The sequence below is a fragment of the Promicromonospora sp. NPDC060204 genome (genome assembly GCF_042728455.1).
Lineage (GTDB): Bacteria > Actinomycetota > Actinomycetes > Actinomycetales > Cellulomonadaceae > Promicromonospora.
Genome location: NZ_JBHWZO010000017.1, coordinates 1 through 14,432 on the forward strand (window position 1 = coordinate 1; position 14,432 = coordinate 14,432).

Below are 14,432 nucleotides of genomic sequence, written 5' to 3' on the forward strand. Positions count from 1 at the left end.
GGCCTCGTCCGGGCCCTTCGCGTTCCCGGCGACGGCACCGACCTGCCGACGGCGAGGCGCCGGGCGCGCGATCTCGTGGCCGCGGGCGCGCCCGTGTCCGAGGTGGACGACGCCTACGGTCGGGTGCTGCTCCTCGACCCGACGAGCGCCCAGGCCTGGGCCGAGTGGCGGGACGCGCCTCGCGGGGCCGACGACGTGCCGCTCCCCGAACGGCTCTCCGAGCTCCAGGCGGGTTCGCCCCGGCCGCTTCCCGTGGTGCTGCTCGCCCTGCTCGGCGGGCCCGAGGCGGACACGGCGCGGCACGAGCACGCCGCGCACCTCGCGGCGTTCCTGGAGACCGACGACGCCGCTGCGTGCGCCCGCGTCTGGGCGGCGTACTCCGCCCTGCGTCCGCTGCCCGAGGCGGACGCCGCCCGCGTCGGCGCGCTGCAGCCCGCCGTGATCAAGCTGTACTTCACCGCCACGCGGCCCCGGGTGCTGACGTTCGAGGAGGCGGCCGAGGCCGGGGAGCCGCTGTCCGCCGACGCGCTCGCGTGGTGGCAGGACGAGTTCCTCCGCCCGGACGTACCCCGGGCGCACGACCGGGAGTTCGTCACGCCGGCGCAGCGGCGGATCCACGAGGCCGCGGACCCGTACCTGGGCCACCAGACGCGGGCCGTCCGCGACCGGCGGCTCGTGCTCCGCGACCCGGTGACCGGCGCCGAGTGCGCGCCGTTCGACGCGGTGGTGACGGCCGGCAAGGCCGTCTACTCCTTCGGCGACACCGAGCACACCATGCTCGTGAGCGTCCTCGGCGGCTTCAAGGCCGCCTACCTGTTCCTGCCTGCCCGCGGGCTCGTGCTGAACCTCGGCGCGTTCAAGGGAGCGGTGCTCGCACCGAGCAGGATCACCAACCTGGCGGCGGACCTGCTCCGCCGGGTCGTGGCCCGGCGCGACCAGTACGCCCGCGCGGTCGCCACCCGCCCGGACCCCCGCGCGCGGCGCCGGGTGGTGCTCCAGATGACGGTCGCGGAGAACTTCGCGCACCACGTCTGGAACTTCTACCCCGGCGTGGAGCGGCTGATCGACCACGGGCTGGCCGGCAACGTGGCCGAGGTGCGCACGGCGGGCACCGGGTTCTTCGGGGCGTTCGAGGAGCTGTTCCCGGAGTTCTCGGCGGCCCGCGTCGTCGACGAGCCCCGGCGGCCCCTGCGCGACCCCTACCCCTTCTCCCGCGAGCACCTGGTGCTCTCGGTCGGCGGGTACTTCATCCGGCGCTCGCTGGTGGACCGGATCCGGCGGCGGATGGTGCAGGCCGAGCCGGCGCCCGGGTACCCGCAGCCGCCGCCGGCCACGGACGGCCCGGTGGTCTGGGTCGGGCTGCGCGTCCGCAGCCGCGCGTGGGCGGACCAGGAGCGCGAGGCCGCCCGGTTCGTCGACGCACTGCACCGGCGCTACCCGCGGGCGCTGGTGCTCCTGGACGGCTACTCGTACCCCGTCGGCACCGACCTCGTCTCGGACCGGTGGCGCGCCAGCATCGAGGAGCTGCACGCGGTGGCGCGCGCGATCCGGGGCGACGTGCGGCGCCCGGACCAGGTGGTCGACCTGGTCGGCAGCACGCTGCGGGAGGCCGTGCTGTGGGCCGAGGCCACCGACGTGTACGTCGCGCCGAACGGCACCAGCCAGCACAAGGTGGGCTGGTTCAGCGACGCCCCGGGCGTGGTCTACGCGCCCCCGAGCCTGGGCGACGTCCTGCCGGAGCTACGGCCGGGCGCGCGCGAGGCGGAGGGGCGGCCGGTGCCCGTGACCCTGCTGGGCGAGCCGGTGGGTGAGGGCGAGCGCCGTCGGCACGACGACGTCCGCCCCCACCTGGACAACCTCCGGATCGACCGCCGTCAGCTGCTGGCGACGGTGTGCGAGCTGCTCGACTCGCGGCTCGCGACGTGGCCGAGCAGGTCCCGCCAGGCGTCCCTGTACCGGCGCGGCGAGAAGCTCGTGGTGACGCGCTTCGCCTCCCGGCCGAGCCGGCGGGCCAGCCGGTCGTCCTGGAGCACCTGAACCAGGCGGTCGGCCAGCGCGGGCACGTCGTCCCGGGCCACCAGGAACCCGTTCTCGCCGTCCCGGATCACCTCGGCCGGGCCGTAGTTGCAGTCGTACGCCACGAAGGGCGTGCCCACCGACATGGCCTCGGTGAGGGTGAGCGGCAGCCCCTCGTGGAAGGACGTCATGGCCGCGACCCGGGCGCCGGCGAACGCGTGCAGGGCCTGCGACGTCGCGCCGTGGAACCGCACGGTGGTGCCGAGGTCCAGGCCGAGCTCGGTGGTGAGCTTCTTGAGGGACTCCTCCTCGACGCCGTGCCCGTACACGTCGAGGTGCGCGTCCGGGACCTGCTCGTGCACCAGCACGAACGCCCGCAGCAGGTGGTCGAGCTGCTTCTGCGGCGCGAGCCGGCCCACAAACACGACGGAGTCGCCGTCGCGCCGCACGCCGCGCACCTTGGGCTTGGGCGCGGCGTGCCGCAGCACGTGCAGCGGCAGCCCCGGGTATCGCTCCAGCAGGTCGGTGCGCTGCCGCTCGGTGAGGCAGACCATGGCGTCCACGTTGGTCGTGTCCGAGAAGAAGCCGGCCCAGTGCGGCTTGGTGGGCGCAGCGGCGTCGTAGGGCGCCGCGAGGTGCGAGTTGTGCAGCACCGACACGCCCCGCAGGTGCGGGTGGCGCATGAGGCGCAGGCTGCGCTGCCACACGTTCTCGCCGTCGGCGAAGACCACGAGGTGGCCCGAGCCGGCGAAGGTGGTGTCGAGCCAGCGCGCGATCGCCCCCGCGTAGTCCCCGACCTCCTCCTCGCGCAGGCGCAGGTGGGCCTCGCCCGTGCCGACGTGCCCGTCGACCTCGGCCTCCAGCCAGACGGCGCGTCCGTCGACGACGAGCTCGCGCCGGCGGCCGCCGCCCTGCGGGAGGTGGTCGATCGCGATGAGCTCGCCGTGCGCGAACGCCCACAGCGACTCCCGCGAGCCGTCCTCGCGCAGCACGATGAGCTGTCGCGTGGTCTCGGTGCCCTGGTCGAGCAGCTCGATGGTGCGCAGCTTGTCGTCCACCAGCGTGCGCACCTGGAGCACGTCGCCCACGGTCCGCCGACGGCGCTTCACGCCCGGCCCGTCGGCGATGCGGGGCACCGTCACGGGCTCCACCTCGCGGGCGCGCGCCCGGTCGACGGCGTCGGGCCCGTCACGCCACAGGACCAGCAGGCGCACGTCGGGGCGCAGGAGGCCGTGCTCGCGGACCCAGTCGCCGCCGTCGTCCAGCAGGCCCGTGACCACGAGCGTGGTGCGGTACCCGAGGCCGGCGTAGAGGTTGGCGCGGGCCAGGACGGCGCGGGTGCCACCCGCGATGCGCTGGCCGAGCGAACGGACGAACAGGACGACGTCGGTGTCCCCGGGACGGGGCGCCTTGGTCATGAGCGCAGGCTCCAGCGCCACGCGTCGGCGTTGTGCCGCCCGGAGCGTCCGCCGAAGTTCTTGGCGGTCGCGGCACCGTTCCCGCGCAGCACGCGCGAGTGGTTCGTCCACTCGTCGAGCGGCGCGGCGTCGTCGGGCTCCGTGCCGGCCGCCGCGACCGCGGCGAGGCCGGCGACCAGGGCCGCCACCTCGACGTCGTCGGGCTCGCCGCGGACGACTCGGACCTCGGGGCTCACTCGTCGTCCTCCTCGTAGAAGCCGAAGCCGGGGGCCTCGCCGCGCGAGGCCGCCCACTCGGCGATGTCGTAACCACCCTCGGTGAGCTGCGTCGCGACGGACTCGCCGGCGGCGTCGAGCAGGTCGATCACGCCGTCCAGCGAGGCGTCCCCGCCCCGCGCGCCCACGACGAAGCCGAGGTAGAACGACTCGCCCTCCTCCGGCGTCTCGGACTCGAGGATCTCGTCCTCCTCGCCCTCGTGCTCCGGCTCCCACACGGACGACGTGAGGTCGGGGTGCATGCCCAGTGCGCCGTGCAGCACGTCGAACAGTGAGGCGTTCAGGTGCCCCACCTTCGACTCGAGGGCCAGCACGCGCGGGTCCTCGTCGGCCTCGGCGGCGCCGAACTCGGCGCGTACGCCCACGGCGGTCCCCACGTAGTCGTGCAGCGCGGCCGCCAGGGCGTCGACGGCGCGGTGCATCGGCTCCGTGTCGACGCGGCCCATCGGCGCCGGGCCGTGGGTGGCGTCTTCGTGGCTCATGCGGTCTCCTCCAGGTCTGGACCGGCTCGACATCCCGCTCAGAGCGGGATGTTGCCGTGCTTCTTCGGAGGAAGCGTAGATCGCTTGGTGCGCAGCGCGCGCAGGGCACGCACGACCTGCACCCGGGTCTCGGACGGGCGGATGACCGCGTCGACGTAGCCGCGCTCGGCGGCGTCCCACGGGTTGACGATGGCGTCCTCGTACTCGGCGGTCAGCCGGGCGCGCTCCGCCTCGACGTCCCCACCGGCCTCCTGGACGGTGCGCAGCGCGCCGCGCTGCAGGATGTTCACCGCGCCGCTCGCGCCCATGACGGCGATCTGGGCGGTCGGCCACGCCAGGTTGACGTCGGCGCCGAGCTGCTTGGAGCCCATCACGATGTACGCGCCGCCGTACGCCTTGCGCGTGATGATCGTGACCAGCGGCACCGTGGCCTCGGCGTACGCGTAGATCAGCTTGGCGCCGCGGCGGATGATGCCCTGGTGCTCCTGGCCGACGCCGGGCAGGAAGCCCGGCACGTCCACGAACGTCAGCACGGGGATGTTGAACGCGTCGCACGTGCGCACGAACCGCGCGGCCTTCTCGGCGGCGTCGATGTCGAGCGTGCCCGCCATGGACTGCGGCTGGTTGGCGATGATGCCGACCGACTGGCCCTCCACGTGCCCGAACCCGATCAGCACGTTCGTGGCGAACATCGGCTGGACCTCCAGGAACGACTCCGGGTCCAGCACCGCCTCGACGGCGTCGCGCATGTCGTACGGCTGGTTGTCGCTGTCCGGGATCAGCGTGTCGAGCGCCTCGTCCTCGGCCGTGACCTCCAGCACCGTGTCGTCCTCGGGCGGGAACGCCGGGGCGTCCGACAGGTTGTTCTGCGGCAGGTAGCTCACGAGGTGGCGCACGTAGTCGAGCGCGTCGTCCTCGTCGCTGCCCATGTAGTGCGCCACGCCCGACTTCGAGTTGTGCGTGCGGGCGCCGCCCAGCGTCTCGAAGTCGACGTCCTCGCCCGTCACGGTGCGGATCACGTCCGGGCCGGTGATGAACATGTTGGACGTCTGGTCCGCCATGACGATGAAGTCGGTCAGGGCGGGGGAGTACACCGCACCGCCCGCGCTCGGGCCGAGGATCAGGGAGATCTGCGGGATCACGCCCGACGCCGCGACGTTGCGCCGGAACATCTCCGCGAACTGCGTCAGCGCCGCGACACCCTCCTGGATGCGCGCGCCGCCGCCGTCGCTGATGCCGATCAGCGGCACGCCCGTGCGCAGCGCGAGGTCCTGCACCTTGGTGATCTTCTGGCCGTGCACCTCGCCGAGGCTCCCGCCGAACACCGTGAAGTCCTGGGAGAAGATGCACACCTGGCGGCCGTCGATCGTGCCGTAGCCGGTCACGACGCCGTCACCCGCGATGCGCTTCTTGTCCAGGCCGAAGTTGCGGCTGCGGTGCTTGGCCAGCGCGTCCAGCTCGGTGAAGCTGCCCTCGTCCAGCAGCGCGTCGATGCGCTCGCGGGCGGTCTTCTTGCCCCGCTTGTGCTGCTTCTCCTGGGCCGTCACCTCCGGCTCGTCGATGGCGGCGGCCCGGCGTGCGTCGAGGTCGTCGAGCTTGGCGCGCGTGCCGGCGAGGGTCGTCGTGGAGTCGTTCACATCTCCGAGGGTAGTTGTCGGATGCCTCCCGCTCGATGCGGGAGCGTCCAGCGGGTCGCGCCGCCGACTTGTGGGTTTCCTCCAAGGGCGGTCGTGCGGCCCAGGAGAGAGGATGAAGACGTGCACCCCGCCCTTTCCCGCGACCGGCTCACCGTCCCCGGGTTCGCCCGGGTCGAGGTGGTCGAGACCTCGCCCTCCACCAACGCCCAGCTCGTCGCCGCCGTCCGGGACGACCCGGCCGCCTGGCCCGCGCCGTCGGCCCTGGTCGCGGAGGAGCAGACCGCCGGGCGCGGACGCGCCGGGCGCTCCTGGGAGACGCCGCCGCGCGCTAGCCTGACCGTCTCCGTGCTGCTCCGGCCCCGCGTCCCCGCGCAGAGCCTCGGCTGGCTCCCGCTCCTGGCCGGCCTCGCGGTGGTCCGCGCGGTGTCCGACGGCGGGGTCACCGCCGCCGTGAAGTGGCCCAACGACGTGCTGCTTCCCGCCGCCGACGCCGTCGGCGGGCTGGGCCCGTACCGCAAGGTCGCCGGGATCCTCGCCGAGGTGGTGCCCGAGGCGCCGGACGCCTCGCGGGCCGTGCCGGGCGCCGCCCCTGCCGTCGTGCTCGGGATCGGCCTCAACGTGTCGCAGTCCGCCGAGGAGCTCCCCGTGCCGACGGCGACGTCGCTGGCGCTCGCGGGCCACCCGCGGCCCGACCGCACCGACGTGCTGGTGCGGATGCTCGGCGAGGTGCACGCCGTCGTCCGGCGCTGGGAGGAGGCGGGCGGCGACGTGGTCGCGGCCGGCCTGCTGGCGGAGTACACGGCCGTGTCCGCGACGTTGGGCACCCGCGTGCGGGCCGAGCTCGCCGGGGACGCGGGCGTGGTGGAGGGCGAGGCCGTGGGTCTCGACGGCACGGGTGCGCTGACGATCCGCACGGACGCGGGCGAGGAGCGCACGGTGACCGCGGGCGACGTCTGGCACCTGCGGTAACGCGATCTCCCGCCCCGCGTCGTTGCGCCTCCCGCCTCGTGCGGCGCCGTCGGCCGGGCCCGTGCGCCGCCGTCGGCCGGGCCTGGGTGAACTCGTGCGCGGCGCCGGGTGAACTCGACGGCAGCCCCTGCCGCAGAGCCCCTGACCTGCGGTAATCTCCGCCACAAGCGACGACGGGCAGCACGGGCGGGTGACGGTCAGGAGACGCCATGGAGGCAGGTCGAGCCACGGTAGGGGTGGCCAAGGGAATCGTGTGCGCCGCGGCGGTGGTCGCGGTCTATCTGATCAGCACGGTCCGGCTGGACCGGGGCATCGTCCAGACGGAGGGGACGCCGACGGCGGGCCTCATCGCGGCGGGGATCTCCTGGCTGCTGGTGGTCTGGGTGCTGCTCTACCGGGACGACGGCGTCCCGGGCGTGCGGCTGGGCCTCTGGAACGTCGTGACCGTGGTCGGGATGCTCCTGGTGCTCACGGGGATCCCCCTCGTGCTGACGTTCTGGAGCTGAGCTCTCCGGAGCCCTGACCGCGGTGTGCCCCACTGATGCATGCGGTTGCATGAGGTGCGCCCGCCTACAGTGGTGACGTGCTCCACAACTCCGAGACGTCCCCCACGAACCACGAGACCCCCGGCGCCGACACCGCGGCCCGGCTCGACGAGACCCTGCTCGGCGGCGCCCGCCGCTACACCCTGTCGCAGGTCGTGGAGCTCACCGGGCTCGACAAGCAGTTCGTGACCCGCTACTGGCGCTGGATCGGCCTGCCCGTCACGCACCCCACCGAGACCTGGTTCACCGACGCCGACGTCGAGGCGCTCAAGGACGCGGCCGGCCTGTTCGAGGCGGAGCAGATGGACGAGCGCGCCCAGATGACCTTCATCCGGTCCGTGGGCCACACGACCGAGCGGCTGGCGCTGTGGCAGGTCGAGGCGCTCGTCGAGCACCTCGCCCGGCGGTACGAGCTCGACGAGACGTCGGCCCGGCTGCTCGCGCTGGACAAGCTCCCGGAGATGTCCGAGATGCTCAGCCGCCAGCTCGAGCACGCCTGGCGGCGTCAGCTCGCGGCGCTCACGGGGCGTACGGCCATCGAGTTCGCCGGAGCGCGCGGGGACGAGAGCAACGACGGCCACCAGCTCCCGCTGCTGCGGGCGGTCGGCTTCGCAGACATCGTCTCGTTCACCAAGCGGACGGCGGGGCTCGGCTCGGAGGAGCTGGCGGAGTTCGTGCAGCGGTTCGAGGCCGGCGCGCGCGACGTCATCGTCAACGCGGGCGGCCGCGTGGTGAAGACCATCGGCGACGCCGTCCTGTTCGTCACCGACGACGTGGCCACCGGGGCGGAGGTGGCCCTCGGCCTGGCCGAGACCTCCGGGGCGCAGCTCGGCACCGCCGCGCCGGGCGACCCCGAGATCCCGGTGCGCGTCGGGTTCGTCTGGGGGCGGGTGCTCTCGCGGTTCGGCGACATCTTCGGCCCCACGGTCAACCTCGCGTCGCGGCTGACCGAGCAGTCCGACCCGTCGACGGTGCTGGTCGACAAGGAGACCGCCGCGCTGCTCGCCACGAGCTCGCGCTACGCGCTCACCGCGCAGCCCGAGCGCGACGTCCCGGGCATCGGCCCGCTGGCGCCGGTGCGGCTGCAGCGGGCGTACCGGGGCTGACGCCGGGGCGGTTCCGTCGGGCGCGGCCGTCAGGCCCACCCGTCGGGCGCAACCGCCGGGCGCGGCCGCCCTCAGTCTGCCCGGCCGCCCTTCATCCGCTGGAGCGCGCGCATCGCGCCGGGCAGCAGCCGGAGCTGCTCGCGGCGCTCGGCCGCGAACGTGCGCCGGTCGCCCGACGACCAGCGCCGGTCGAAGAGCCGCTTGGCCGCCGCCACGGCCTCGGGCCGCCGCTCCGCGATGCGGCCGGCGAGCGCGAACGCCTCGTCCAGGGGCGTGTCGGTGACGGTGCCCGCCAGGCCGAGCCGCCCGGCGTCGGCGCCGGTGAACTCCTCGGCGGTGAAGGTGAGGCGCTTCGCCGTCTCGATGCCCACGAGCTGTGTCAGGGCGCGGATCCCGGACATGTCGGGGATCAGGCCGCGCTCGACCTCCTTGACGGACCAGCGCGCGTCCGGCGTGGTCAGGCGCAGGTCGGCGGCGAGGGCGATCTGCACGCCCGCGCCGATGACGTGCCCGTGCACGGCCGCGATCACCGGTACGGGCAGGCGACGCCAGGCCCAGCAGGCCTCCTGGAACAGGTTGGTGCCCCGCGGCGTCGGCACGAAGGCCCGGGCGACCGCCGCCGGGTTCCGCGCCGCCGAGCCGAGGTCGAGCCCCGCGCAGAACGAGCGGCCGTTGCCGGAGACGACGACCGCACGCAGCCCGGGTTCGCGCCCCAGGCGGCGTGCGGTGGCCCTCAGCTCGCCGAGCATGCCCAGCGACAGGGCGTTCAGCTTGTCGGGCCGGTCGAGGCGGACGTCGGCGATCCCGTCCGAGAGGGTGCAGGAGACACCGCTCCCGGACGGGATGCCGGTCGTGCTGCTGGCGTTCATGGGCCGCAGCCTACGGTTCGGTGCGCGACCAGTCGTACTGGTCCACGACCTCCGTCTAGTTCACGATCTCCGTGTCGACGCCCTCGTACGGCGGCACCGTCACAGTGCGCTTGCCGGGCTTGCCGCCCAGCACGACGGTCCGGTAGCTGACGTTGTTGTCCGTCGTCAGCTCGTGCAGGGAGCCGTTCGGGTTCACGGTGATCTTGATCTGGTAGGTGCCGTTCTTGACGCCCGTCAGCTTGAACGCCTGCGTCTGGGTCTGGTTGTAGGTGTCGCCCCAGCCCACGGGCAGGACCTCACGCAGCCAGAGCGCGGACCGGTCGCCGCAGGTGCTGTCGAGGCCGGTGGCCTCCGGCCGCCAGGTCGCGCCGGGCACCGACAGGTCGACGGCGTTGGTGGGCGCGAGGCACCAGGACTGCTTGCCGCTCGTGGTCACCAGGGTGCCGTCGGGCTTGACCAGCTCGTAGCTCGCGAAGTCCAGGAAGTGCCAGTGGTCGTGCTCGGGGGCGGCGTGGTACTTCATCTTGCCGGTCTTGGTGCTGCCCACCTCCTTGCCGTCCCGGTAGAAGAACTGGTAGGCGTCCATGACCTCCGCGGCGCCCTTGCGGTAACCCTCGACCACCAGGGGCGCCGGGCCGGCGTTCCACTCGTTGGCGTTGAAGGTGAGCCGGTCGGCGCCGGAGGACCGCTCGATCCCGATCTGCCACGCGGGCAGGGACTGGAGGTCCGGGAGCGTGTCCTCGGCGGGGGCCTTGTTCGACGGCTTCGAGCCCGGCTGGCCGAGCGCGGGGTGGTCACCGCCGTGCTCCTGGCTCCCGCCCTGCAGGGTGAAGAGGTTCGCGCGGTGCGAGGAACCGGCGCCGTCGCCGGCGCCGTGGGTCCCGTGGGCGCCGCTGGCCATCGCCCGCACCTGGTCGGCGTGGGTGGACGCTGCGTCACCCTCGGCCAGCGTGCTGAAGCCCTCGGCGGGCGCCCCGAGGAGCGCGTCCCCGACCTCGCCGCAGTCCACGACGGTGCACTCGTCGATCACCTTGACGCGCTGCGACACCGAGCGGCCCGTGGCAGGGAGGCCCAGGAAGTCCGCGACGGGGTCGCTGATGGTCACCGTCATCCGGAGGTTCTTGCGCGTGGTCTTCAGCTCGAAGTACGTGTCCAGCTTGGTGGCCCAGCCCTGCTCGATCCCGGAGACGCTGGACTTGGTGAACCAGTCGCCGCCGCAGAACATGGGGTAGATCGGCTCGGTGTTGCCGGTCGGCTCGACACGCTGGCGCTCCATGCCGCTGAGGCACAGGCTGCGCGACTTCTTGATCAGCACCTTGCCCGTCGAGTCCGTGACCTGGACCGTGAGGCCCTTCTTGAAGCCGCCCAGCCCGTCGACGATCGCGGCGGGTGCCTTCGTGGTGGTGCGCTCGTCGCCGCGGATCACCGTCTTGGTGAGCGTCGCGCGGGCGGAGGGCTTGGCCTTCTTCGCCCAGAACTCGTAGCCCTCGCCGTAGGCGGCCATCCAGACGCCCGAGTCGAAGTACACAAAGCCGTCGTAGTTGTAGGCCTCGACGGTGCTCGCCGCCGGGGCGAAGCGCAGGCCGCGCTGCGCGGCGGTCGGCGCGGCGTCCGCCGGGGCGGTCGCGATCGGCGCGGCTGAGGCGGTGGCGTTGGTCGCGCCGCCCTCGCCGAGCAGGCCGAGGGCCAGCACGACGGCGACGCCCATGGTGAGCAGGCGCGGCGACGGCCGGGACAAACGTAGTGCGGTCATGGATCCCCCAGATCGGTGAGGACAGGAACCTGTCACCGCTAGGGACGCACGAGAGGGCCAGTTCGTTGGCAGGCGCGCCGAATTCACCCGCCGAATTTGTCCGGGCAGGTCAGACGGCGCGCAGCGCGCCCGGCCGGCGCCCGGCGAGCCGGTCCAGCGCGTCCGACGTCGCCGCGTCCGCGGGCAGGTAGGCCACGAGGCGCTGGCCGTCGGCGTCGGGCAGGGCCAGGGTCTCGACGTCGAGCCGCAGGTCGCCCGCCTCGGGGTGCCGCATCCGCTCGGTGCCGGTGCGGTAGCGGGCCGAGAGCGGCGCCCTGAACCGGTCGCTGAACGCGGCGCCGGCCAGGACGGCCAGCGCCTCGGCGAGCTCCGCGACGTGCGGGTCGCCCGGCACCGACTCCATCCGGAGCGCGGCGACCTGCCGGTCGGCGACGTGCTCCCAGTCCGGGTAGGCCGCGCGGGCGCGGGGCTCGGTCAGCACGAACCGGAGCAGGTTGGGGTGGTCGTCGTCGAACATGCCGAACGGGGCGAGCAGCGAGCGGTATCCGCTCGTGGCGGCCAGCACGTCGCCCAGCCGGTTGAGCAGCACCGCGGGCGACGGCTCCAGCCGGTCCAGGAGCGCGCGGACGGGCGGCCGCACCGAGTCCGCGGGCGGGTCGACGGAGCACGCGCCGCCCGAGCCCTTGGTGGCGCGGAGCAGCAGGAAGCGCTCGTCCGGGGGCAGCCGCAGCGCGTCGGCCAGCGCGCCCAGGATCTCGGGCGACGGGTGCTGGTCGCGCCCCTGCTCCAGGCGCGTCAGGTACTCGACGCTCACCTCGGCCAGCGTGGCGAGCTCCGACCGGCGCAGTCCCGGCGTCCGGCGCCGGGCGCCGCGCGGCAGGCCCACCTCCTCCGGGGAGAGGGCCTCGCGGTGGGCGCGCAGGAGGGTGCCGAGCTCGCTGGTCATGCACCTCAGCGTAGAGCGGTCGCGCGGTCGGAGGGTGGCCCGCTCAGGGCCAGTCTCGGGCCGGTCTGGTTACCCGGTCGCGCCGCGAGCACGGTGGGGCCATGGACATCGGACTTCAGGAACGGACAGTCATCGTGACCGGCGCGTCGGGCGGCGTCGGCAGGCACATCGCCACCGCCTTCGCGGCGGAGGGGGCGAACGTCGTGCTCACCTACCGCGGCGGGCGCGACGAGGCGCAGAAGGTGGCCGACGAGATCGGCGACCGGGCGCATGTCGTGCAGTACGACCAGGCGGACCCGGGGGCCGCCGAGGCGCTTGTCGCGGCTGCCGTCGAGGCGACCGGGCGGGTGGACGTGCTCGTCAACAACGCGGTGGCCTGGGGCGACATGGTCCCTTTCGACACCGTGCCCGACGAGGAGTGGACCGCGCTGGTGCGGAGCAACGTCGAGGGCGCCATCCGGCTGACCCGCGCCGTGACGCCGCTGATGCGCGCCGCGCGCTGGGGCCGGCTGGTGCACCTCTCGTCCTCGCTCGTCACCGAGGGCATGGCCGGCGGCGAGTACTACACGGCAGCCAAGGCGGCGCTGCACGGCTTCAGCCGGTCGGTCGCGTTCTCGCTCGGGCGCGACGGCGACCTGCTCTCCAACGTGGCGCTGCTGGGGCTGACCCGGACGGCGACCAACACCCACGTCGTCGAGCAGGTCGGCAAGATCTACGAGGAGCGGTCGCCGCTGGGGCGGCTGATCGACGCCGCCGAGGTGGCCTCCGCCGTCGTCTGGCTCGGATCCGGGGCGAACACCGCGGTGAACGGCCAGGTCATCGGGGTGACGGGCGGGGCATAGACCGGCGTGTGACACGATGCGAGCGTGCTGAAAGTCGTTCTCTTCGATCTCGACGACACACTCGTGGACCAGGAGGGCGCCTCTCGGACGGCGCTCCTGGGCTGGCTCCCCGAGCTGGGTCTGGACCACGACGACCCCGACGAGCTGGTCACGGCATGGGGCGGCATCGCCGAGGAGGCCTACGGCCGGTACCAGCGGCGCGAGATCACGTTCCAGGAGCAGCGGCGCGTCCGCGTGCGCGAGTTCCTGGGGGCGGACGCCACCGACGACGAGGCCGACGAGCTGTTCTCCGGCTACCTGACGCGCTACGAGCAGGCCTGGACGGCGTTCGACGACGCCGTCCCGGCCCTGCGCCGGGTGCGGGACGCCGGCCTCGTCGCCGCGCTGCTCACCAACGGCGACTCCGTCCACCAGCAGCTCAAGCTCGACCGCACGGGGCTGGCCGCGCACCTCGACGTCGTCGTCGCCTCGGACGACCTGCCCGCGGGCAAGCCGGACCCGCGCGCCTACGTGGCGACGTGCGAGGTGCTCGGTGCGGTTCCGGGCGACGTGCTGATGGTGGGCAACGACGTCGAGAAGGACTACCAGGGTCCGCTCGACGCCGGGCTCGCCGCGGTGCTGCTGGACCGGTTCGACCGTTACCCGGACGTCGAGGACCGCATCCGGACCCTCGACGAGGTGCCGTTGGCGGCGTAGGCGCCGTCGGCTGCTGCTCAAGCGTTTGTGCACCAACCTGCTGCACAGATCGGCGCGTCAGACCCGGACCGGCTCGGGATCCCGCGGCTCCGGGTCCTCCTCGATCAGCGACGGCCCGTCGTTCTGCACCGAGCCCACGGCGTCGCCGACCGGGAGCGTGGTCAGCGGGGCGTTGTCCAGCTTCAACAGCTTGGACGCGTCGCCGACCGCGGGGTCGAGCCACTCGTCCCAGGCGCCGGCCGGCAGCACGAACGGCATGCGGTCGTGGATCGGGGCCATGCTCTCGGACGCCGGCCGGGTGATCACCGTGGTGGAGACCAGCCAGCGGTCGGGGTCGGTCTCGCTCGCCGCCGGGTTGCGCCAGAACTCGTACAGTCCCGCGAACGCCGCGACATCCGCCTCGGCCGGGTGGATCCAGTATGGCTGCTTCGGGACCTTCTTCGAGCCCGTCGCGGGCAGCGCCAGCTTGCGCCACTCGTAGTAGCCGTCGGCCAGCACGATGCAGCGCCGCACCTTGAAGGGCTTGGCGAACGCCGGCTTGTCCAGCAGCGACTCGGACCGCGCGTTGATCATGCGCGCGCCGCCGCTCGGGTCCTTGGACCAGGACGGCACGAGCCCCCAGCGGGCGAGCCGCACGGAGCGCGTCACCTCGTCGGAGCCCTTGGCCGCCCGCTCGACGACGATCCGCACCGGGTCGGTCGGTGCCACGTTCCAGGACGGCGGCAGCAGCCGCGCGTCCTCGGCGATCTCGGCGATCGCGAGCTCGTCGGCGAGGTCCTGGGTCTGGGTGAAGGAGGCAAAGCGTCCGCACATGGGACCAGCATGCCCCGAGCCACTGACACTCGCGGGAGCAGGGCGAGCGTCGTCTCCTGCTGGTG

13 protein-coding genes are annotated in these 14,432 nt (G+C 73.6%); 5 read left to right on the forward strand and 8 right to left on the reverse strand.

Features of this window, described 5'->3' with window-relative positions; all coding sequences use genetic code 11:
• Positions 1–1,874: 1,874 nt before the first annotated feature.
• From ACFWEJ_RS04000 to ACFWEJ_RS04015, 4 genes are read right to left on the reverse strand one after another with little or no spacing between them, the layout of a single operon-like run.
• A complete protein-coding gene (locus tag ACFWEJ_RS04000; RefSeq protein WP_377227913.1) occupies positions 1,875–3,434 on the reverse strand; it encodes a glycosyltransferase in 1,560 nt (519 codons plus the stop codon).
• Entirely contained in the window at positions 3,431–3,670 is a 240-nt protein-coding gene (locus tag ACFWEJ_RS04005; RefSeq protein ID WP_377227914.1) for an acyl-CoA carboxylase epsilon subunit, read from the reverse strand. The genes ACFWEJ_RS04000 and ACFWEJ_RS04005 overlap by 4 nt, the downstream gene beginning before the upstream one ends.
• Positions 3,667–4,191 carry a hypothetical protein gene (locus ACFWEJ_RS04010; protein WP_377227915.1) on the reverse strand — a complete coding sequence of 175 codons (525 nt, stop codon included), beginning with the start codon at positions 4,189–4,191 and terminating at the stop codon, positions 3,667–3,669. Before ACFWEJ_RS04010 ends, ACFWEJ_RS04005 begins: the two co-directional genes overlap by 4 nt.
• A gap of 38 nt (positions 4,192–4,229) precedes the next feature.
• Complete coding sequence (locus ACFWEJ_RS04015; protein ID WP_377227916.1) at positions 4,230–5,828, reverse strand: acyl-CoA carboxylase subunit beta; 1,599 nt, start codon at positions 5,826–5,828, stop codon at positions 4,230–4,232.
• A gap of 120 nt (positions 5,829–5,948) precedes the next feature.
• Between ACFWEJ_RS04015 and ACFWEJ_RS04020 the strand changes: the two genes are divergently transcribed.
• The 3 genes from ACFWEJ_RS04020 to ACFWEJ_RS04030 all read left to right on the forward strand — a co-directional run bounded on the left by ACFWEJ_RS04020 (position 5,949) and on the right by ACFWEJ_RS04030 (position 8,448).
• Positions 5,949–6,797 carry a biotin--[acetyl-CoA-carboxylase] ligase gene (locus ACFWEJ_RS04020; RefSeq protein ID WP_377227917.1) on the forward strand — a complete coding sequence of 283 codons (849 nt, stop codon included), beginning with the start codon at positions 5,949–5,951 and terminating at the stop codon, positions 6,795–6,797.
• A gap of 209 nt (positions 6,798–7,006) precedes the next feature.
• Positions 7,007–7,303: a hypothetical protein gene (locus ACFWEJ_RS04025; protein ID WP_377227918.1), complete on the forward strand. Its 297-nt coding sequence runs from the start codon at positions 7,007–7,009 to the stop codon at positions 7,301–7,303.
• 77 nt (positions 7,304–7,380) lie between these two features.
• Entirely contained in the window at positions 7,381–8,448 is a 1,068-nt protein-coding gene (locus ACFWEJ_RS04030) for an adenylate/guanylate cyclase domain-containing protein (protein WP_377227919.1), read from the forward strand.
• 71 nt (positions 8,449–8,519) lie between these two features.
• On the opposite strand, the gene ACFWEJ_RS04035 is transcribed toward ACFWEJ_RS04030, so the two are convergent.
• From ACFWEJ_RS04035 to ACFWEJ_RS04045, 3 genes are all read right to left on the reverse strand, one after another.
• Complete coding sequence (locus ACFWEJ_RS04035) at positions 8,520–9,317, reverse strand: crotonase/enoyl-CoA hydratase family protein (protein ID WP_377227920.1); 798 nt, start codon at positions 9,315–9,317, stop codon at positions 8,520–8,522.
• Between the two features lie 55 nt (positions 9,318–9,372).
• A complete protein-coding gene (locus ACFWEJ_RS04040; RefSeq protein WP_377227921.1) occupies positions 9,373–11,070 on the reverse strand; it encodes a lysyl oxidase family protein in 1,698 nt (565 codons plus the stop codon).
• A 109-nt stretch (positions 11,071–11,179) separates the two neighbouring features.
• Positions 11,180–12,016 (reverse strand): helix-turn-helix domain-containing protein, encoded by an 837-nt coding sequence (locus ACFWEJ_RS04045; RefSeq protein ID WP_377227922.1) that lies wholly within the window; start codon positions 12,014–12,016, stop codon positions 11,180–11,182.
• Positions 12,017–12,117: 101 nt separating this feature from the next.
• On the opposite strand from ACFWEJ_RS04045, the gene ACFWEJ_RS04050 reads away from it, so the two are divergent.
• Together ACFWEJ_RS04050 and ACFWEJ_RS04055 are read left to right on the forward strand one after the other, a co-directional pair.
• The gene (locus ACFWEJ_RS04050; protein ID WP_377227923.1) at positions 12,118–12,858 is read left to right on the forward strand and encodes an SDR family NAD(P)-dependent oxidoreductase; all 741 of its coding nucleotides are present in this window, start codon (positions 12,118–12,120) and stop codon (positions 12,856–12,858) included.
• Between the two features lie 24 nt (positions 12,859–12,882).
• Complete coding sequence (locus ACFWEJ_RS04055) at positions 12,883–13,554, forward strand: HAD family hydrolase (RefSeq protein ID WP_377227924.1); 672 nt, start codon at positions 12,883–12,885, stop codon at positions 13,552–13,554.
• A 57-nt stretch (positions 13,555–13,611) separates the two neighbouring features.
• Here the strand turns inward: ACFWEJ_RS04055 and ACFWEJ_RS04060 are convergent, their stop codons facing one another.
• Positions 13,612–14,367: an SOS response-associated peptidase gene (locus ACFWEJ_RS04060; protein ID WP_377227925.1), complete on the reverse strand. Its 756-nt coding sequence runs from the start codon at positions 14,365–14,367 to the stop codon at positions 13,612–13,614.
• Positions 14,368–14,432: the final 65 nt, after the last annotated feature.

Excerpts from the sequence above, each read along its gene's own strand:
- ACFWEJ_RS04000 (WP_377227913.1), bottom strand. The coding sequence starts at position 3,434 with ATGACCAAGGCGCCCCGTCCCGGGGACACCGACGTCGTCCTGTTCGTC.
- ACFWEJ_RS04010 (WP_377227915.1), bottom strand. The coding sequence starts at position 4,191 with ATGAGCCACGAAGACGCCACCCACGGCCCGGCGCCGATGGGCCGCGTC.
- ACFWEJ_RS04025 (WP_377227918.1), top strand. The coding sequence starts at position 7,007 with ATGGAGGCAGGTCGAGCCACGGTAGGGGTGGCCAAGGGAATCGTGTGC.
- ACFWEJ_RS04035 (WP_377227920.1), bottom strand. The coding sequence starts at position 9,317 with ATGAACGCCAGCAGCACGACCGGCATCCCGTCCGGGAGCGGTGTCTCC.
- ACFWEJ_RS04040 (WP_377227921.1), bottom strand. The coding sequence starts at position 11,070 with ATGACCGCACTACGTTTGTCCCGGCCGTCGCCGCGCCTGCTCACCATG.
- ACFWEJ_RS04045 (WP_377227922.1), bottom strand. The coding sequence starts at position 12,016 with ATGACCAGCGAGCTCGGCACCCTCCTGCGCGCCCACCGCGAGGCCCTC.
- ACFWEJ_RS04050 (WP_377227923.1), top strand. The coding sequence starts at position 12,118 with ATGGACATCGGACTTCAGGAACGGACAGTCATCGTGACCGGCGCGTCG.
- ACFWEJ_RS04060 (WP_377227925.1), bottom strand. The coding sequence starts at position 14,367 with ATGTGCGGACGCTTTGCCTCCTTCACCCAGACCCAGGACCTCGCCGAC.